The sequence below is a fragment of the Limihaloglobus sulfuriphilus genome (assembly GCF_001999965.1).
Lineage (GTDB): Bacteria > Planctomycetota > Phycisphaerae > Sedimentisphaerales > Sedimentisphaeraceae > Limihaloglobus > Limihaloglobus sulfuriphilus.
On the sequence record NZ_CP019646.1, the window covers coordinates 622,614 to 640,229 of the forward strand.

The 17,616-nt window shown below is 45.9% G+C and carries 18 protein-coding genes and 1 tRNA gene; 7 read left to right on the forward strand and 12 right to left on the reverse strand.

Features of this window, described 5'->3' with window-relative positions:
• The first annotated feature begins 429 nt into the window (after positions 1 to 429).
• Both SMSP2_RS02390 and tig read left to right on the forward strand, forming a co-directional pair.
• A tRNA-Gly gene (locus tag SMSP2_RS02390) sits at positions 430 to 501 on the forward strand.
• Between the two features lie 155 nt (positions 502 to 656).
• The gene (tig, locus tag SMSP2_RS02395; protein ID WP_146682430.1) at positions 657 to 2,126 is read left to right on the forward strand and encodes a trigger factor; all 1,470 of its coding nucleotides are present in this window, start codon (positions 657 to 659) and stop codon (positions 2,124 to 2,126) included.
• A gap of 86 nt (positions 2,127 to 2,212) precedes the next feature.
• Here tig and SMSP2_RS02400 read toward each other — a convergent pair whose 3' ends face one another.
• Together SMSP2_RS02400 and SMSP2_RS02405 are read right to left on the reverse strand one after the other, a co-directional pair.
• Positions 2,213 to 2,806, reverse strand: a complete 594-nt coding sequence (locus SMSP2_RS02400) for a hypothetical protein (protein ID WP_146682431.1) — start codon at positions 2,804 to 2,806, stop codon at positions 2,213 to 2,215.
• A gap of 20 nt (positions 2,807 to 2,826) precedes the next feature.
• Entirely contained in the window at positions 2,827 to 3,135 is a 309-nt protein-coding gene (locus SMSP2_RS02405; protein ID WP_146682432.1) for a hypothetical protein, read from the reverse strand.
• A 261-nt stretch (positions 3,136 to 3,396) separates the two neighbouring features.
• Here SMSP2_RS02405 and SMSP2_RS02410 point away from each other — a divergent pair, with 261 nt between their 5' ends.
• The gene (locus SMSP2_RS02410; RefSeq protein WP_146682433.1) at positions 3,397 to 4,536 is read left to right on the forward strand and encodes a 4-phosphoerythronate dehydrogenase; all 1,140 of its coding nucleotides are present in this window, start codon (positions 3,397 to 3,399) and stop codon (positions 4,534 to 4,536) included.
• Positions 4,537 to 4,586: 50 nt separating this feature from the next.
• Entirely contained in the window at positions 4,587 to 5,285 is a 699-nt protein-coding gene (locus tag SMSP2_RS02415) for a hypothetical protein (RefSeq protein WP_146682434.1), read from the forward strand.
• Here SMSP2_RS02415 and SMSP2_RS02420 read toward each other — a convergent pair.
• The 10 genes from SMSP2_RS02420 to tpiA all read right to left on the reverse strand — a co-directional run bounded on the left by SMSP2_RS02420 (position 5,282) and on the right by tpiA (position 12,493).
• Positions 5,282 to 6,058, reverse strand: coding sequence for a DUF1638 domain-containing protein (locus tag SMSP2_RS02420; protein WP_146682435.1), 777 nt, complete (start codon positions 6,056 to 6,058; stop codon positions 5,282 to 5,284). The genes SMSP2_RS02415 and SMSP2_RS02420 overlap by 4 nt on opposite strands.
• Positions 6,059 to 6,083: 25 nt before the next feature.
• Positions 6,084 to 7,454 carry a DNA recombination protein RmuC gene (locus SMSP2_RS02425; RefSeq protein WP_146682436.1) on the reverse strand — a complete coding sequence of 457 codons (1,371 nt, stop codon included), beginning with the start codon at positions 7,452 to 7,454 and terminating at the stop codon, positions 6,084 to 6,086.
• A 141-nt stretch (positions 7,455 to 7,595) separates the two neighbouring features.
• Positions 7,596 to 8,231 (reverse strand): tRNA (guanosine(46)-N7)-methyltransferase TrmB, encoded by a 636-nt coding sequence (trmB, locus tag SMSP2_RS02430; RefSeq protein ID WP_146682437.1) that lies wholly within the window; start codon positions 8,229 to 8,231, stop codon positions 7,596 to 7,598.
• A gap of 11 nt (positions 8,232 to 8,242) precedes the next feature.
• A complete protein-coding gene (locus SMSP2_RS02435; protein ID WP_146682438.1) occupies positions 8,243 to 8,872 on the reverse strand; it encodes a phosphopantothenoylcysteine decarboxylase domain-containing protein in 630 nt (209 codons plus the stop codon).
• Positions 8,869 to 9,438 (reverse strand): flavoprotein, encoded by a 570-nt coding sequence (locus SMSP2_RS02440; RefSeq protein ID WP_146682439.1) that lies wholly within the window; start codon positions 9,436 to 9,438, stop codon positions 8,869 to 8,871. The genes SMSP2_RS02435 and SMSP2_RS02440 overlap by 4 nt, the downstream gene beginning before the upstream one ends.
• A gap of 15 nt (positions 9,439 to 9,453) precedes the next feature.
• Positions 9,454 to 9,690 carry a DNA-directed RNA polymerase subunit omega gene (locus SMSP2_RS14775; protein ID WP_186804810.1) on the reverse strand — a complete coding sequence of 79 codons (237 nt, stop codon included), beginning with the start codon at positions 9,688 to 9,690 and terminating at the stop codon, positions 9,454 to 9,456.
• Positions 9,687 to 10,256, reverse strand: a complete 570-nt coding sequence (gene gmk, locus SMSP2_RS02445; protein WP_186804811.1) for a guanylate kinase — start codon at positions 10,254 to 10,256, stop codon at positions 9,687 to 9,689. Before gmk ends, SMSP2_RS14775 begins: the two co-directional genes overlap by 4 nt.
• Positions 10,246 to 11,133 (reverse strand): YicC/YloC family endoribonuclease, encoded by an 888-nt coding sequence (locus tag SMSP2_RS02450; RefSeq protein WP_146682440.1) that lies wholly within the window; start codon positions 11,131 to 11,133, stop codon positions 10,246 to 10,248. The genes gmk and SMSP2_RS02450 overlap by 11 nt, the downstream gene beginning before the upstream one ends.
• A 58-nt stretch (positions 11,134 to 11,191) precedes the next feature.
• On the reverse strand, positions 11,192 to 11,668 hold the full coding sequence (secG, locus tag SMSP2_RS02455; protein WP_146682441.1) for a preprotein translocase subunit SecG: 477 nt from the start codon (positions 11,666 to 11,668) through the stop codon (positions 11,192 to 11,194).
• A 54-nt stretch (positions 11,669 to 11,722) separates the two neighbouring features.
• A complete protein-coding gene (gene tpiA, locus SMSP2_RS02460; RefSeq protein WP_146682442.1) occupies positions 11,723 to 12,493 on the reverse strand; it encodes a triose-phosphate isomerase in 771 nt (256 codons plus the stop codon).
• A 659-nt stretch (positions 12,494 to 13,152) separates the two neighbouring features.
• Here tpiA and SMSP2_RS02465 point away from each other — a divergent pair.
• The 3 genes from SMSP2_RS02465 (at position 13,153) to SMSP2_RS02475 (ending at position 17,502) form a co-directional block, all read left to right on the forward strand.
• Entirely contained in the window at positions 13,153 to 13,866 is a 714-nt protein-coding gene (locus SMSP2_RS02465; RefSeq protein WP_146682443.1) for a hypothetical protein, read from the forward strand.
• A 226-nt stretch (positions 13,867 to 14,092) separates the two neighbouring features.
• Positions 14,093 to 16,972, forward strand: a complete 2,880-nt coding sequence (locus SMSP2_RS02470; protein WP_146682444.1) for a glycoside hydrolase family 38 N-terminal domain-containing protein — start codon at positions 14,093 to 14,095, stop codon at positions 16,970 to 16,972.
• Positions 16,973 to 17,142: 170 nt separating this feature from the next.
• Positions 17,143 to 17,502, forward strand: a complete 360-nt coding sequence (locus SMSP2_RS02475) for a DUF1622 domain-containing protein (RefSeq protein WP_146682445.1) — start codon at positions 17,143 to 17,145, stop codon at positions 17,500 to 17,502.
• Positions 17,503 to 17,616: the final 114 nt, after the last annotated feature.

A 17,616-nucleotide genomic window follows, 5' to 3' on the forward strand; every position in this document is an offset into this window, starting at 1 on the left:
CGAGTATTTTAATATCTTGTCAGGGCTTTTCAATATATTTTTACAAAAAACTGAAATTTTCTTAAACTTTTTACTATAAAGCCTTTAATGGCGGCCGCCGGAAAGATGCCGGTAAATTTTAGTTGCATAACCGTATAATCAGTAGAAAAACATAGTTTTTCCTGTCCGTTTACCTCTGGGCCATAGATAATTATACGTCTTTTGAGAAAGATTGTGCAGCCAATTAACACATTACTCTCCGCAAATAGGATAAAAGCCTTGAACATTACGCCGGGATAAATTATACTGAACAACAGTAAAAGTTTATTTGTATAATAAAACAAGGCGGTTTGAGCCTTGAGATGTTCTTTTTGAAGAAAATTTAAAATAATTTAGAAAAATTCTTGATACAGGGTTTTGTTTTTATATAATCCCAAGTCTTGAATTTACGCGGGTGTAGCTCAGTGGTAGAGCGTCACGTTGCCAACGTGAATGTCGTGGGTTCGAATCTCATCACCCGCTCTTTAAAACATAGTCATGAAAAGATATCGGCCTGAAGGCGCGGCGCAGGTTTTCATGATGCTGATAAGATATTACGAGACCAGCCAGACGCCTGGTCTTTTTTTTATGGTTAACAGCCGCATCAATAAATAACAGTCAAAAAAGGAGATGATCCAATGACTACTGAAAAGAAAACTGATGAGAAACAGGAAATCCAGAACATCGTAACGGTTACTGATGCGGGAGCCTGCAAGAAAAAGATTGAAATTGAGATTCCCGAAGAAAAAATCAAAGAAACTGTCAAGACACAGTATTCAGATCTTCGCAAAGACGCTGTTCTCCCCGGTTTCCGCCCGGGACGTGCCCCGATGCGGCTCCTTGAGAAACGTTTCGGCAAGGACATTACTGAACAGAGTAAATTGCGTCTCATAGCCGATGCGCTTGAGCAGGTTCAGTCTGATGACAAGCTCGAAATTCTCGGCGAGCCTGAAGTTGACCATGAAGAAATCACCCTGCCGGAAACCGGCCCGATGAAATTTTCTTTTGAAGTCAATGTCCGTCCCCAGTTCGAATTGCCGGAGCTTGAGGGAATAGAGGTAGAAAAACCCAAATTTGAGGTGGCGGACGAAGATGTAAACCAGCAGCTTGAACAGCTCTGCAAGCGTCAGGGAACTATTGTGCCGCGTGAAGACGGCGGCGTCCAGCCCGGTGACCAGGTTATTGCTGATATTACTCTTGATGTTGAAGGTGCAGAAGAAAAAGACGTCCTCCACGATAACGATATTTATATCTCTGACAGAGAAGACGCGCCCAGCACCTTTGTAGGCCGCGTACCCGTTGAGGGTTTTGTAGAGCTGATCAAAGACAAAAAGCCCGGCGACAAATTCTCTGTAGAAACTCAAGTCGCCGAAGATTTCTTTAACAAAGAATACGCCGGCAAGAAAGTCTCGATCGAGGGCAGGATTAACGAGATTAAATATCTTAAACCCGCTGAAATTGACGAGGAATTCCTCAGCGGCATGAATCTTGGCAGTCAAGATGAGCTTAAAGACGTGATCCGTGAATACGCTGAAAGCTCAAACGAACAGCAGGCACGTCAGGTAATGAGCCAGAGCATTTACAACTATCTGCTTGATAACACAACGCTTGAGCTGCCAGAGGATCTTGTGAGTGATCAGGCCGCTGAAATTCTCCGCCGCCAGCGTATGCGTCTCTCTATGCAGGGCGTTGAAGAGGCTGCAATCAACCAGAGAATGGATGAAATGCGTAAAAGCAGTGAGGAAGAAGCTGCACGCACCCTCAAGACATTCTTTATCCTTGACGCAGTTGCCGAGAAACTTGATGTGTCGGTAAGCGAAGACGAGATAAACGGTTACATTTACCGTATGGCAATGCAGCAGAGCCGCAGGCCGGAAAAGGTACGTAATGAGCTTATCCGCAACGGCCAGCTGCAGCAGTTTACGATGGAAGCCCGTGAGCAGAAATGTATCGATATGCTGCTTGAAAAAGCCAGTATAAAGGAAGCTGCTCCTAAAGAGTCTGAGGATAATAAGCCCGAAACTAAGAAAAAGGCATCAACCAAGAAGAAAACTTCCAAGAAATCTTCAGACGAGAAGACCGAAAAGAAAGCTGATAAGAGCGAATAATCTCTGTCAGTGATTTTAAAACGTACAAAAAGGCATCTGGGTTTAATGCTCAGATGCCTTTCTTATTTTCTCGCAAGACAGAGAGTTTATTTACTGGCTTTATCCGGTTTATCGCCGCACCTTGTCATTGCTGCGGGCTTAGTCCATGCCTCGACATTGTCGGCATTTTCTTTGACTAGCGTCTGAAGCTGAGATGTAGAGGCGGTAATCAGCGGCAGGGGGCGGTTTTTATCTTTGGGAACAAAAGGCAGTTTTTCCGGGTTTTCTTTGAGATACTCCTCAAGCCACTCCGGTTCCATCAATGATATCTTGAGTTCAGGTGATATTTCATCGACTTTCATAAAGAGGTGCATCGGGTAGAGGCAGATTTTTGAAATATCAGGGGTATTGATTTTGTTTAAATCTGCCGGAGTTATGTCAAGGAATAGTTTCCCGTCTAATTTTACAAGATGTGCCGCAAAGTCGCCTTTGAATGTCTGACCGTCTTCTTTTTCGACAATGGTCAGTAGATAAGTCTTATCACTTTTATGCTCGAAAGTCCACATGCTCTCTTCTATTGTCCAGCAGCCTAATAGGTCTTTTTCAAAAACCAGATCCTGCTCGGTGAACAATGGGTAAAGCGTGGGGAAGCATCCAGCCAGCACGATTGCCAAAGCTGCCGCAGCTGCAAAAACCTTCATATTATACCTCGCTTAAAAATTTAGAAAACTTGTTTTTCAACCCTTGTCTCGGTCATTTCCGGTTCGGCCGGGGTTCCTAAATCCTGAATCACACGGTCTGTTCTGTACCAGACATGACCGGTTTTGGTATCAAGAATATATACCGTCTCATTATCTGTTGCGCTTAATGAGAATCTGCCCGTTTCGCAGAGGTTTTCCTGGGGGATAGAGAAACCCCTGGCCGCAGGCTGGTCTTCATCAGCGGCACCGAGGAAAAACAAAAGGTTAGTTCCGATAAGCAGCCCGATTAAGAGGCTTTTAAATTCTATCTTGCGGTTTTCTTGAGTCATGGCTAAATCTCCATTTTAAAAGTTCAGATGTGAATTTTGGATATCAATGTATTTATTATAACACAGCAGGCGGTAATTTCCACAATTTTCAAGTTACAGGCCAATATTTTGCATTTATTAGTGCAGAATCGTAAAAGTTTTAAAATTGTAGTATTACTTCTGATTGTTGTTAAAATTTGAAACCGGCTGGTTACATTTTTCTGGAAATAACAGACCTGTTATATTATAATCACAACTTAATTTATGCAAGGTTAGAGAGCAATGAAGATAATAGCAGACAGCAATATACCCTTTGTTAGCGAGTGCTTCAGCAGTATAGGCGAGGTTCAGACCGCTCCCGGGCGTCAAATGTCTCCAGAGATGCTTAAAGATGCACAGGTGCTTCTGGTACGAAGTGTTACCAAAGTTGGTCCCGGTCTGCTCGAGGCCTCGGATGTTAAATTCGCGGCAACAGCTACTATTGGAGTTGACCACATTGATCAGCAGTGGCTTGAGCAGAAAAATATCGGCTTTGCTTCAGCTCCGGGTTCAAACGCCAACAGTGTTGCTGAGTATATCACCGCCGCAATGCTCAAAATTGCCGGTAAACAGGGAAAAAAACTATCTGATTGTTCAATCGGCATAATAGGCGTGGGCAATGTTGGCAGCAGGGTAGAGAAAAAAGCAATTTCGCTGGACATGAAAGTGGTGCTGAATGACCCGCCCCTTGCCCGTAAAACAGCAGATCCCAAATATCGTCCGTTGGAAGAAGCCCTTGGATGCGATTTTGTGACTATTCATACGCCCCTGACACGGGACGGACAAGACCCGACATATCACATGGCAGACAGGGAGTTTTTCTCGAAAATTAAGCCCGGTGCGGTATTTATGAACACTGCCCGGGGAGCGGTGATGGAAACTGCGGCAGTTGAAAACGCAGTGAAAGAGGCTAAAATCAGCGGGCTTGTGTTGGACGTATGGGAAAATGAGCCGGATATCAGTATGGAAATGCTCAAACTCGCTGACATTGCCACGCCTCACATCGCCGGCTATTCATTTGACGGCAAGGTCGCGGGAATGATAATGATATATGATGCCTGCTGCCGGCATTTCGGAATAGAGCCTTCCAGGAAAACCGCTGATTTCCTGCCCCGGGCCTCTGTGCCGTTTATTGATGCCGCGGAGCTTACAGGAGATGAACAAAGCCGGATAGAAGCCGCTGTGAGCAGAGTTTATGATATCATGAATGACGATTCGGAATTGAGAAAAATTACAGAACAGGATGCTGGTCAAAGGCCAGTTTATTTTGATATGCTTCGAAAAAATTATCCCGTAAGACGTGAATTCACAAATACAAAAGTCAAAGGTGCAAATAAAGGACTTGCCCGCAAGCTCTCAGGAATTGGTTTCCAGGTAGAGTAAAATTACCGGCGGCAATAATCTGATCTTCGCCTTTAAAAGATGGGTAACAAATGACCGATTTATTGATAAATATTCAGTCTGCATTTCAAGAGAATTTAACCTTTCCAAATGACTGGTTTGTCAGCCAGATAGAGGCCATGAAAATTACAGAGGCTGTTATGCTGATATGCTTTGGTGTAGTTTACCTGGTAAACGGCTGGAAAATTTTTCGCATCCTTACCGCCGCTACAGCAGGTCTGGCAGGCATGATACTCGGCATTAAGTTTTCAAATATGACTGGAACAGAATTCTGGCCCCCTATAGTAGGTTTCATAGCGGGAGTTTTAATTGTCGTTCCGTTTCTGCATTTTACTGTGGCGATCCTTGGAGGCGCTGCTCTGGCTCTAATATCCGGAAGTGTGGTTCATGCCGCCCAGACGGCCTCGGAGTATTTATGGATAGTGATGGCGGCAGGTTTTGTCGCGGGCTTTATCATAAGTTTCAAACTGTTCCGCTTCACGGTAACTATGTTTACCAGCTATCTTGGAGCGGTTATGGCGGGCATGGGGCTTTTGAACCTGGCCAAAAGGTATATGGCAGGCCGCACAATGGAGCAGGAAACCCAAATGCTCAATGATTATCTTCAGATGGAATGGTTCCTGCCGGCGTTTTTTCTTGCGATTGCATTTTGCGGTTTACTGATACAGTTCTTTGTCGGGGGCAAACCCGCGGCTAAACCCAAAAAAGATAAAGACCAGAGCGATGATTAGGCGTCCACTGCGGTTATAATCCCCGAGTTCGTCAGATCCTGGTCAATCATCTGTCCTGGTTCAGCTGCCAGGAAATCGTCTTCATTCCAATTGCCGTCAACAAGGTCCTGCAGCAGTTGAGACGAGCCCTGAAGCTGCTGGAATTCCCAGTTAAGGTATTTCGCGCAATCTTTGGTAAAATCCTTAAATTTTTCTGAGGGCAGCTCCGGCCACTCGATATAAGCGGCTATGCTGTACTCGTTCATCCAGGTTTCCTCAACTTCCATGAGAAATTTTGCGTTTTCTTCACCGTATTTTTCCAGATACCGGTTGTAAGTAAATTCGTATCTCTCTTTGCCCGGCATCAGACAGTGTTCTATCCAGCCGCGGCTGTACCAGTATATACCCCTATGCGAGTCGAAGTGATCTCTGTATCGGTCTTTGCTGCCAAGAAGAAGTGTAACGCAATCATGGCCGCGAGGTATTACAAGCGGTATTTCAGGCTCAAGCCCGACAACTCCGTTGCTGCAAAGCCCGTAGCCAAGTACGACAGCGTCGTAAGTGTTTCCCTGCTCATCACTTGTGCGGGATATCTGTTTAGTCAGCTCATCCCGAAGAACGTTGGGGTCGTTATGCAGCCCTTGCGGCATTAAAACTACATCTACGATGTTTGGAGATCTCGATGCGCATAAGTACACTTCCCTTTGAAGCACTCTGCAGGTAACACAGAGTATTCTCTTGCTGCTCTTCTCTATACGGTGTCCCTGAGTAAGTTTGTCGTGAAAATCTAACATAATTATACAATACGTTTAACTTGGTTTACGGTTGCGGCAATTCCTTTGTGTCGTTTTCGAGAGCATCTTCAATGAGATCTGCCGAAACGGCTTTTGAGGTTTTAGCCCCGAGTTCTTTCAATTTTACAGTCCGTGCAACGATGTTGCCCCTGCCGGTTTTGAGCTTGTTAATGGCGGCGTTATAACTTTTCTCCGCGGTGCTGAGGTTGCTTCCGAGCTTTTCCATGTCATTGTAGAAAGCGACAAATTTATCGTGAAGTTTACCCGCTTCATCGGCGATTTCTATGGCGTTGCGATTCTGCTTATCCTGCCGCCAGAGGTTCTTAATAACCCTAAGGCTTGCCATCAGATTTGTTGGTGTCGCTATGAGTATATTGCTGCTTATCGCCATATCTATTATTTCAGGGGCGTTTTGTACAGCCAATGAACAAGCCGATTCTATTGGTATAAACATTAGAAGATCGTCAAGGTTTTTTATCCCCTGCAGGTTGCTGTAATCTTTGTCCGCGAGCTCTTTTATGTGTCTTTTTACCGAGTTTATATGCTCTTTGAGAGCTTTTTCCTGCTGGGCGTCCGATTCGGCGGAGCAATATTGTTCATAAGCCTTAAGGCTGACCTTTGAATCGATAATTACATCTCTGTTCTGCGGCAGATGTACAATAAAGTCGGGCTGATAACGTTTGCCGTCCTGGTTTGTAGTTGAGAATTGCCGCTCATATTCCCTGGGACTTTCCAGGCCGGCTGCTTCAAATATCCTCTCAAGAATCATCTCGCCCCAGTTGCCCTGTACTTTAGCCTTGCCTTTAAGGGCTGTGGTGAGGTTTTCCGCATCCTCTGTGAGCTGTTTGTTTAATTTCTGGAGGTTCTGCAGCTCGTTTATCAGTTTGCCCCTGTCTTTGAGGTTTGTGTCGTGGGTTTCGTTTATCCTCTTTTCAAATTCCTTAATCTTTTCGCTAAGGGGCTTTAATATCGCATCAATGCCGGTTTTGTTCTGTTCGGTGAATTTTTTGGAATTATCCTCCATGATACTGCCGGCAAGGATTTTAAATTCGGCGGTAAATTCTTTCTTTATATCTTCAAGGTTCTTTTGTTTTTCAGACGCTGCTTTGCGTTCCTGCTCAAGAGTGGTTTTAAGCCCTGTTATCTGTGAAAGAAGCTCGGCCTTTTCATCGCTTAATAACTGTATATGCTGCTCAAGCTCATCAATACGTATTTGTTTTTCTTCCGCGGCGGAGTTCTTCTCTTCCAAACGGGCGTTTTCCTGAGAAAGCCTCAAGATTTCCTGTTGAGCAGCGGCTGTGTCAGCTCTGGATCTGGCGATTTCACTTAACTTCCATATAAGCCAGCCAAAGCCTGCAATCAGTATTATTATGACAATTATTTCTATAGGAGCCATTCCATTAAAACCTTGAATAAATCATATTGAAAAGATGATTATATAAGAATCAGAAAATATCGCCAACACTTTTACGTGCATACTTGAGCCGGTATGCACGGCGCGGTTTTGGCTTGCGGCTAAGTGTTGTTTTACAATCGATTAACCGATTTTTTGTATCGCTGCAGCGTTTATTGAGCGGCCTTCTTTGATGTATTTGCGTTCAAAATTTGTGCCGGCATATTCCCCCTCTTTTGCGCCGGTAGGGCGGATGTATTCAATTATTTCGATCTTTCCCTGTGCTTTGAGCGTAGTGCAGACCTCTTGTATCTGCTCAAAATAGCCGTCGTGGTCGGTTGCTATATTGATAATACCCCCGGGCACAAGTGTTCGAAGCATCTGGAGGGCATTGGACACGGAAAAAAAACGGCGTTTGTGGTGGCGTTTTTTGGGCCATGGGTCAGGAAAGTATATATGGTACATATCAATACACTCGTCCGCTATTTTCTCGCTGATAAATACTGCCGCGTCTGTCCGCATCATCTTGACGTTTTTCAGTCCCCAGCGGCCCATCCTGTCAACAGCGTGCCTGTAAAATTTGCTTGCCCATTCTATGCCGATAAAGTTTATATCGGGAAACGCCTTTGCCTGGCTGACGAGGAAAGTCCCTTTACCGGAGCCGATCTCCATCTGAATTGGAGCCTTACGCTCGAACAACAGCCTCAAGTCGCTGCCCGGCTTGATTTTACCGTCAAAAAGCATATGCTGGGGATATTCTTTTAGTTTACTGGCGGGCATATCAAAATAACTTACAGGTTGTCTTCGATGTAAAGCTCAACTATCTCAATTAGTGCCTGAGCTATCTGGAGCTTGTCGGTTTGCTGGAACGATATCCATTCATCGCCGCCGGTGTTGACATGGAGCGTAGAAATCTTTTCCGCGATTGATTCGGTTGAATTCACAGCGATAATATCTACAGCTTTGCGTGATTTCTTTTCCAGGGCTCTTACAAACATGTCCGTATCTTCAAGTGCAAAGCCGACAAGGGTTTGCGATGTTTTATTCTGGCCCGCCCAGCCAAGGATATCCACTGTGGGTTTAAGATGGATGTTCATATCGTCTTCGGATTTTTTCAGTTTCAACGGCGATGGCTCTGCCGGTGTGTAGTCGGCGACCGCCGCGGCCATAATAAGGCAGTCACATTCGCTGAAGTTTTCTTTGACAGCCTCAAACATATCCTGAGCGGAGATAACCTTGGTCAATCTGCAGCCGGCCGGCGGGGTAAGTGAAACATTTGCGGATACAAGATTTACGTTATGGCCTCGTTGAATAGCCGCCCGGGCGATAGAATAGCCCATATTGCCCGAGCTTGCGTTTGAGATATAACGCACGGGGTCAATATGTTCGCGTGTTCCGCCTGCTGTTACTAAAATATTCATGCTTGTAAAATGCTGCGTATCTCTGTTAAAATCTCTTCGGGCTGTGCCATTCTTCCGGCAGCTTTCGTGCCGCAGGCAAGGTATCCCTCGCAGGGGCCCGCAGTCTTTACGCCGAGGGTTGTCTTGATATAATCAAGGTTTTTCTGCACAATAGGGTTTTCCCACATCATGTTATTCATTGCCGGCGCCAGGAGAATAGGTTTCTGCCAGCCGGCGATCAGCGTAGTGCTGAGAATGTCATCTCCGATTCCGCCGGCCATCTTGGCTATGATATTGGCTGTGGCAGGGGCGACAACTATTGCGTCCGATTGCCGGACAGTCTGGATGTGGCTGATGGCGTAATTTTCCGGAGAGTTCCAAAGCGTTGTCAGAACAGGGTTTGAGGTCAACGCCTCGAATGTCTTGCTGCCGATTAGTTCCAGTCCGCATTTGGTTATCATAACCGTTACATCTGCGCCGGCCTGGACGAGTTTGCTGGCAAGGTCAGCCGACTTATAAGCCGCGATACCGCCTGTCACTCCAAGGAGTATTTTTTTACCTTTTAAGATGTCTTTGTCTGGTTTCATTTCTCTGGTGTTTTATCAAAACGCCGCGAAAGGATCAATGGTCGTTTCTTTTGGTGCTGCCTGCTCGAGAGTGATTTTATCCTCAAGTATCTCCTGCACAACGATTTCCATCAAAGTCTTTCCCTTTGTATCATCGATAAGAGGGCGGGAGCCTTCGAGGATTTCTTTCATACGTTTCTGGATAAGGGCGGAGAGTTTGAATTTGCCGCCGACCTTATCGACTATGTCCTGATGTTTTAATGCTTCTATCATTTGGAATTTCTCCTGTTATCAATAATGGTTTTAACCTCATTAACTGCTTTTTCAAGCGAATCGTTTACAACAAAATAATCATACGCTTCTTGAGCCGTATCTATCTCAGTTTGTGCCTTTTTAAGCCGTTTTAAAATCGTCTCATCACTATCGCGGCCGCGGTTGCGGATACGGCTTTCAAGTTCCTGCATATCGGGCGGCAGAATGAAAATCATCACCGCCTGGGGCATATTTTTCTTTACCTGCGTTCCGCCCTGAACGTCGATCTCTAATAATACTGTTTTTCCATCGTTAAGTGACTGTTCAACTTTCTCTCTGGGAGTGCCGTAATAATTGTCAAAAACTCCGGCATATTCAAGAAATCCGTTTTGCTCTATCTGCTTTTCAAATTCATCTTTAGAGATAAACAAATAGCTTTTGCCTGTGGTCTCGTTTTTACCAGGCTTGCGGGTTGTCGCCGAAACGCTCAAATACACATTCGGGTCTTTGAGCAGTTCCTGGCATATCGTGCCCTTGCCTACACCGGAAGGGCCGCTTATCACGACAAGAAGCCCTTTATTCGACATTTTGCACTTGTTCCTTAATCTTTTCTACAATACATTTAAGTTCAACCGAACATTTTGAAATCTCAGGGTCGTTCGATTTGCTGCCGATGGTATTCGATTCACGGAACAGCTCCTGGCATATAAAATCCAGCTTACGCCCGCCCGGTTCGTCCTCGCTGCACGTTTCTTTGATCTGCTCAATGTGCGATTCCAGCCGCGATATTTCCTCAGAAATATCTGCTCGGTCAGCGAATACAGCGATCTCGCGGACAAGTGTCTGCTGGTCAAGCTCAAGTTTTGCGCCTTTTATCATCTCGTTGACACGCTTCTCGAGACGCGTATGATATTCGTCAATAACCTTTGGAGCGCGTTCATAAAGCCTTTTGGTAATGTCGGATATCTCCCCGCAGCGGCTGATAATGTCCGCTTTTACTGTCTTGCCCTCAGCTATTCGCATAGCAGTGAGATTCTCGAGTGCTGAAACTGTAATTTCGCTGATTTTCTGCAAGAGGATTTTGGCCTTGTCTTCTGTAAGCTCTTCGCTGTCAGTGACTCCCGGAGCATCAAGCAGTTTTGCCAGCTCTATCCGGTATTTAATTCCTTCTACCCGGCTTGCCGCGTCTCTTAGCTTTGTCAGATATCCCTCAACCGCCGCGGCGTTTACATAGGCCGAGGCCTGTTCCGAAGCGAGCTTGTACCGAAGAGAGCAGCTTACCGTTCCGCGGGTGATATATTTTTTGATGAGGTTCTCAATTTCTATGTCAAGAAAACCCAGGTCTTCAGGTGTGCGCACGCAGGGCTTAAGGTAACGTCCGTTTACGGATTTAATTTCTACGGTGTAGTTTACACCTTCAAACTCGCAGGACGCAGTGCCGTAACCTGTCATGCTCTTTAACATAGGAATGCCTCAAAGAAACTATTTACTCTTATGTATGCCGCGACGAAATAAGCTGTATTTACTCAGTCTGGGCTTCCGCGGCTTTTTCAGCGGATTCAGCAGCTTCTTGCGCTTCATCAACGCCGGCATCTGCCTGTCCTGATGCAGCTTCAGCGGCATTTTGAGCGGTTTCTGACGCTTCGGCTGCCTCTTCGCCGGTTTCTCCGGCAGTCTCGGCGGCTTCTTCACCAAGGCCGGCGGCTCCGGTTGCGTCTTCAACTACTACGGACTTAAGTTCTTCAATGCCTTTAGGCTTGTAGAATTTGGCTAATCCGATTCCAAGCAGGAGAAACATTGCCACAAAGATTACGGTTATCCAGGTAAGGAAATCACCGGTTTTTGTACCCAGAACTCCGGCTCCTATGCCTCCGAAAGCTCCGCTCAGGCCGCCTCCGCGTCCCTTTTGAATCAGGATAATCAAAGCCAGGACTACAGAAATCACAAGCCATAAGATGCCGACTAACGTCCAGAAAATTGAAAGATTTGCTAATAACATAATTTATTTCCTAATTAGTTAATTTTAATACGCTGTTTGTATCGCCGGTTAAGCTCAGCTGTATAACTTTGAAGTTATCTTTATCATTTCAGAGAAGCTCTCAACCTTGAGGCCGGCTCCGCCGACAAGAAGCCCGTCAACGTCAGGGCAGCTCATAAGCTCTTCTGTGTTTGCGGGTTTAGCTGAACCGCCATACTGGATTATTATGGCTTCCGCGGTTGCCTGGTCGTACATTTCCGCCAGAAGTGACCTTATCATAGCGTGTACTTCCTGAGCCTGCTCGCTCGTGGCGGTTTTGCCGGTTCCGATTGCCCATACAGGTTCGTATGCAAGTGTGATTTCAACCGCTTCAGCGGCGGAGAAACCTGCAAGTCCCTTTTTAACCTGATTAGCGACAACAGCATTTGTTTTGCCGGCTTCGCGTTCTTCTAAAAGCTCTCCAATACAGAGGATAGGTAAGAGTTTCGCATCCAGGGCCGCCCGGGTTTTCTTATTGATAAGCTCATCTGTCTCGCCTATCACGTGGCGGCGTTCAGAGTGGCCGGTGATTACATATTCTACGCATACATCCTTTAGCATTTCACAGCTGATCTCACCGGTAAATGCGCCGTTGCCTTCGAAATACACATCCTGTGCTCCAAGATGCAGGTTGCCCCCGTGTGAGAGGTTTTCTGCAACTTTCTGCAGATATACAAAAGGCGGGCATACCGCGGTCTTGACATTCTCAATGCCTGCGATTTCTTTTGCTACTCCGCCGGCAAGCTCTACGGCTGATGCCATGTCGGTATTCATTTTCCAGTTTGCTGCGATAAAAGGTTTTCTCATTAGAAACTCCAACTTATTTAAGTTCTTATTCCAAAATATTTTACTAATTTATTGTTATTGCGTTTTTATGCTGATAAGCGTGATCCCGTTAGAAATCTGCGCACAAAAGCTCTAAAGAATTTGTCAATTATATAAAACCGCTCCAACAGGTCAACCCAATTGTAAAAACTTGTCCCCAATGCCTGCAATTATTTCAAATCGCCTTGCTGCCGGATAAGTTCTTAGCTGAATTGTTTAATGTTTCTGGTTTGTAAGTCTCTGTTTAGTAGGGTTCTACATGTTTTGAATAATTTATTTTGTTTTTTTCTTGACATTTATCTTTTTACATGGGTAAAATTATAATCAGAAATTGTTTGTGAATTTTAATAAATGTGAAGAAGAACACGGATTCATTTCCATAGAAGTTGTCATTTCAGTTTATTCATCGTAATCATCTTGTTTTGCAAACTGTGTAATCCGTTACTCAAATACCAGCGATTCAGCATCTGGGCTTATTTTGCTTTAATTTAAGGAGAGAGGACAATGTACGTATTTAAACTGCCTCTATAAAGCTCTCCAACCGTAAAAACCGGCGGATTGGGAGCTGTGATTTTAAATCAAAACGAAAATTAAACTAAAATCTATTTTCAAAGATTTTCTTTATTTTGAGAGGAGAAAAAATGAAGACTAAAATAAAACACATGGTGATACTTTTAATAGGTTTGTCTGCGTTATGCAGTACGACATTCGCAAGCCCGATAATTTCTATTCAGACATACGAGGACTGGTCAAATGAAATTGGCGCAACGGGACATATTACGCCCATACCAAGCTGGAGCTCCGGCGGCTTCGAAAGTGTTTATCCCGGAGAGTCGTCAGCATTTAGAATACCCACTTTAACTGCCTTGAGCAATGAGGAGGGTGAAGCTGCGTTAGAATTAGACTTTGGTACAGGCCCAGAAGACGAGCTTGTCATAGGAGGTATTCAGTATGAGTTTGGCGCTGACCCCGATTACACTGGCGGCAAGGCAACATTCTCGGTAAGAAAACGCGGGACAAATGAGAAACCAGGCCGGTATTCACTTCATCTAAGAGATTCCAGTGGAAGAACATGTAACTGGGTATTCGATATTCCTCAGCAGCAGGGGGCTTCAGACCCGTGGGAGAATGTTACAATAGATTTTGCTACCACTCCAGTTGAGCCGCTTGGCAGTGTTACAGGTGGATTTGATATTTCCAAAGTCATTCTGGTATCTTGGGATTATCGAGGAACCAGGGGTACTTCAGGTGCATTTAAAGGAAAACTCGACCACATTAAAGTTGTTCCAGAACCCTGTTCAGCTCTTTTGCTCGGTGCCGGCATACTTGGATTGATCCAAAAAACAAAACGCTAAGATGAAAATTTGTTGTACCGGTAATTGATTTTTGAACTAAAAAGTTTTGTGAAATATCACACCGCCGGATTATGCCGTTAATCCGGCGGTATTTTCGTTTGCAGTGAGGTATTTTCGTTTGCAGTGAGGTGTTTTTGTTATTTGGTTTGACAAGCCGGCTTCAATTCTTTAAATAGTGCCATATATGAATGTTTGATAAAGTTGAATTTTTACAAAGTGAGGATATATGGCTTCTAAAAAAACCGTACATGTGATTTCGGGTACACACTGGGACAGAGAATGGCGTTTTACCGCTGATCAATCGCTGCTGCGTCTGGCAGAGTTGGTTGATGAGCTTCTTGATATACTCGAGGCAAACCCTGATTATAAATGTTTTCTGCTTGACGGCGGAACTGTTGTTATAGAGGACTACCTCAACGTAAGGCCGGAAAATGAGCAGCGTCTGCGAGATTTCATGTCGGCAGGACGGATCGAGACCGTAATGTGGTACACGCTGCCGGAGATGTCAACAGTCGCGCCGGAAGCCCTTGTCCGCAACCTGCTGATAGGCAAACGGATAGCGGCTAAATTCGGCGGCTGCATAAACGCCGGATACACAGCGACTTCCTACGGACAGATCTCCCAGCTTGCACAGATATACGCCGGCTTTGGAACACGTTCGGCCCTGTCATACCGCGGCACGAACAAACAGCAGGTCCCGCCGATATGCAAGCTCGAAAGTCCCGACGGTACACAGATTTATCATATCCGCTGCTTTGACGAGGTCACACGGACTAACTGGTTCTTTTTCCCGCATTATATGCTGGTTCTGGGCAAGGCCCCGCGTGATCTGAGCACAAAATGGAATCCGGCAGAGTGGCCGGTTCACATGGCCGATGACGCTCTTTATCAGTCCGCTTTTCAGATGAAAAATGAGAGCATGGAATTCAACAGAGACCCCGAGACAATCCGCAAGGCCGCACGCATGCTTGGCGCTCAGGCAGAGCCGCAGATGATAAACAACCAGTTGCTCGCTCTGGATATGGAAGATAACGCTGTGCCCTACCAGCGTTTACCGGAAATGATTCAGGCTATAAACAAAGCACAGGATGAATACCTTATCAAACAGTCATCGCTTGATGAATATGTTGAGGCCTGTGTCGAGGGCCTTGATCCCGATACAGTACCTGTTCATATAGGGGAAATGCGTTATACCCTTATTGAAGCAGGGTTTAACGGTCTGCTTGGAGCGACGCATTCTTCACGTATCAACCTGAAACTGCTCAATGACCTGGCCCAGAGGGAGCTGATAAACACGGCCGAGCCCCTCTCTGCAATGAGCTCAATGCTTGGCGGCAGTTATGAGTCCAGCCTCCTGCACCGTGCGTGGCTGTATCTGCTCAAGAATCACGCCCACGACAGCATCTGCGGCGCCGCGATTGACGAAGCCCACAAGGACAATCCGTTCCGTTTCCGTGCGGCGACCTCCATCGCCCGCGAATGCAGCCGCAAGGCCTGTGAACAAATATGGGCCAAAATGGATACGCAATCCGGTTTTCAGGAAAAAGATGTTACGCTGACATTCTTCAATACACTTCCGATTTCCAGGAAGCGAGTTGAGCATGTTGTGGTAGATGTGCCGCGGCCGGACTTTGGAGCGTTCAAGATAGAGCCCTGCACCGGAGTAGGCCCGATTGTTGAGGGTTTCAATCCCGATGATATGCTGACATTCCAGTATTTCGATATCGTTGACCAGGACGGCAATAAAATAAAATATGAGATACTCGATCGGGAAAATATTGACCTTGAAGTTGAACGCAAGCTCGACACCAATGCCGCTGTTTATGACATTCAGCGAAACCGTCTGCTCATCGAGGTAGAACTGCCGGCTATGGGGTACAAGACCTATGCGGTAAGGCCGCGTAAACGTGAATACAACCCTGAACCGAAACCTGCCGGCGAGAGAGGGCTTATCGCCTCTCAAAAGGGTGTCCTGGAGAATGAGCACTTACGCGTTCAGATAAACTCTGACGGCACTTTTAATATTCTAAACAAAAAAACCGCGGAATACTCCGAAAGACTGCACTATTTCTGTGATGATGCAAGCACCGGCAACGCCCATAAGCACAAGGGCACACTCAGGGACTTTACCGTTACCAGTCTGGGCTGTAATTCTATAATCACACTTATCGAAAACAATACACTGCGTGCAACCTGGAAGGTTGAGCTGGCGATGATGATACCTGACCGTGCCGACCACGCCGCACGAGACCGCTCCCACTCCAGAGTTGAGCTGCCAGTGGAAATGTACCTGACTCTGCGTAAAGACAGTAATGCACTCGAGATAAAAACCGTTATCGAGAATACCGCCAAAGACCACCGCCTGCGGATAATGATGCCGACCGGCGTAAAGACGGATTACGCCTATGCCGACGGCCCCTTTGACGTTCTCAAGCGTTCACTGCTCTGGGACGATACCAAAGATAATATGGAAGAATACCATCCATACAAACCCATGCAGCGGTTTGTTACCTTAAGCGATGATTCCAGAGGTTTCTCGTTTATCAGCAAGGGCCTTGGTGAATATGAAGTTATAGACGACTCGGACAGGACGCTTGCAATTACGCTCATGCGGACATCACGGGCGTATATGCGTGCCAACCGCGGCGTTATGACTCCGGCGGAATACGAGCAGAATCTCGGCCAGCATCTGATCGGCATCGGTAAACTGGAATTTGAGTACGCAATATACCCGCATGAAGGCGACTGGCGGCAGGCCGGTGTGCACCTTGTCTCAGATGATTTCCGCGGGCCGGTTCGTGTCCTCCAGGGCGTTCCAAAGGCCGGCGAACTTTCCGCTGAGCAGTCTCTGATCCAGATAAGTCCGGCAGAATCAATGCAGGTCTCCGCGTTTTTCTGGAGCCGGGAGTCCAAAGGCTACATCCTGCGGCTGTGGAATGCGGCAGAGACATCTGTGGAAGCAAAAATCAAGTTAGCGGCTGACTTTTCAAATGCAGCGATTGTAAGTCTCGATGAAGAACGCATTGAGCAGAATCTAGATATCTCGGGCGGCTCAGTTGCTTTTAACGTGCCAAAATCGAGAATTGTTACGCTGCTGCTAAAATGATTAAGTAATACGCGGACAGCAGGATAGTTTTATTTGATTTGCGGCGGTGAATGTAAATTCTGCGAGCATAAAAATAAAAATTAAAAAGAATACCAAAGTTTTCCGCCATAGATTAAAATGAATTAGTCATAGTAGTTATGACTTTTAATATTTGTTTTGACGGAGTTTTTATGGAACTGCTGGCGGATTGGATACAGAAGCTGAACAGCATAATAGTTATATTATGCCAGTTTTTGGCTATGGTCGTGCTTTTTATAGGTATTATGAAGGCTCTCAAGATTTATCTCAAAGATGTGCTCAGTCCGGGTCGCTCTTCCGGCTCTGTAAAGGCCAGCCGTATGGAGCTTGGCCATTCTTTCTCGCTGGCGCTGGGTTTTTTGATTGGTGCCAGTATTCTTAAAACAACGCTGGCGCCAAACTGGACGGATATCGGCCAGTTAGCCGCTATAATAACCATAAGAACGGTTCTTAACTACTTTCTGCTTCAGGATATTGCACAGCAAACAGAATCCCAGCAGTCTCGCTCCTAAACTGTTAAGTAAATGCCCGCACACTAAATACTGTTATTTTGGCCTTAAATTTGTTCAATGAGAATGCCGCGATTTTGCCTCCTGCCTTTCCCGTTTTGACAAATAGGGCCGGCC

What these genes read in the sequence shown, in the direction of transcription:
- SMSP2_RS02440 (WP_146682439.1), bottom strand. Translation starts at nt 9,438, where the DNA reads ATGAAACCAGACAAAGACATCTTAAAAGGTAAAAAAATACTCCTTGGA.
- tig (WP_146682430.1), top strand. Translation starts at nt 657, where the DNA reads ATGACTACTGAAAAGAAAACTGATGAGAAACAGGAAATCCAGAACATC.
- trmB (WP_146682437.1), bottom strand. Translation starts at nt 8,231, where the DNA reads ATGCCCGCCAGTAAACTAAAAGAATATCCCCAGCATATGCTTTTTGAC.
- SMSP2_RS02475 (WP_146682445.1), top strand. Translation starts at nt 17,143, where the DNA reads ATGGAACTGCTGGCGGATTGGATACAGAAGCTGAACAGCATAATAGTT.
- SMSP2_RS02450 (WP_146682440.1), bottom strand. Translation starts at nt 11,133, where the DNA reads ATGTTAAAGAGCATGACAGGTTACGGCACTGCGTCCTGCGAGTTTGAA.
- SMSP2_RS02465 (WP_146682443.1), top strand. Translation starts at nt 13,153, where the DNA reads ATGAAGACTAAAATAAAACACATGGTGATACTTTTAATAGGTTTGTCT.
- SMSP2_RS02470 (WP_146682444.1), top strand. Translation starts at nt 14,093, where the DNA reads ATGGCTTCTAAAAAAACCGTACATGTGATTTCGGGTACACACTGGGAC.
- tpiA (WP_146682442.1), bottom strand. Translation starts at nt 12,493, where the DNA reads ATGAGAAAACCTTTTATCGCAGCAAACTGGAAAATGAATACCGACATG.
- SMSP2_RS02435 (WP_146682438.1), bottom strand. Translation starts at nt 8,872, where the DNA reads ATGAATATTTTAGTAACAGCAGGCGGAACACGCGAACATATTGACCCC.
- SMSP2_RS02425 (WP_146682436.1), bottom strand. Translation starts at nt 7,454, where the DNA reads ATGGCTCCTATAGAAATAATTGTCATAATAATACTGATTGCAGGCTTT.
- SMSP2_RS02405 (WP_146682432.1), bottom strand. Translation starts at nt 3,135, where the DNA reads ATGACTCAAGAAAACCGCAAGATAGAATTTAAAAGCCTCTTAATCGGG.
- secG (WP_146682441.1), bottom strand. Translation starts at nt 11,668, where the DNA reads ATGTTATTAGCAAATCTTTCAATTTTCTGGACGTTAGTCGGCATCTTA.
- SMSP2_RS02410 (WP_146682433.1), top strand. Translation starts at nt 3,397, where the DNA reads ATGAAGATAATAGCAGACAGCAATATACCCTTTGTTAGCGAGTGCTTC.
- gmk (WP_186804811.1), bottom strand. Translation starts at nt 10,256, where the DNA reads ATGTCGAATAAAGGGCTTCTTGTCGTGATAAGCGGCCCTTCCGGTGTA.
- SMSP2_RS02400 (WP_146682431.1), bottom strand. Translation starts at nt 2,806, where the DNA reads ATGAAGGTTTTTGCAGCTGCGGCAGCTTTGGCAATCGTGCTGGCTGGA.
- SMSP2_RS14775 (WP_186804810.1), bottom strand. Translation starts at nt 9,690, where the DNA reads ATGATAGAAGCATTAAAACATCAGGACATAGTCGATAAGGTCGGCGGC.
- SMSP2_RS02420 (WP_146682435.1), bottom strand. Translation starts at nt 6,058, where the DNA reads ATGTTAGATTTTCACGACAAACTTACTCAGGGACACCGTATAGAGAAG.
- SMSP2_RS02415 (WP_146682434.1), top strand. Translation starts at nt 4,587, where the DNA reads ATGACCGATTTATTGATAAATATTCAGTCTGCATTTCAAGAGAATTTA.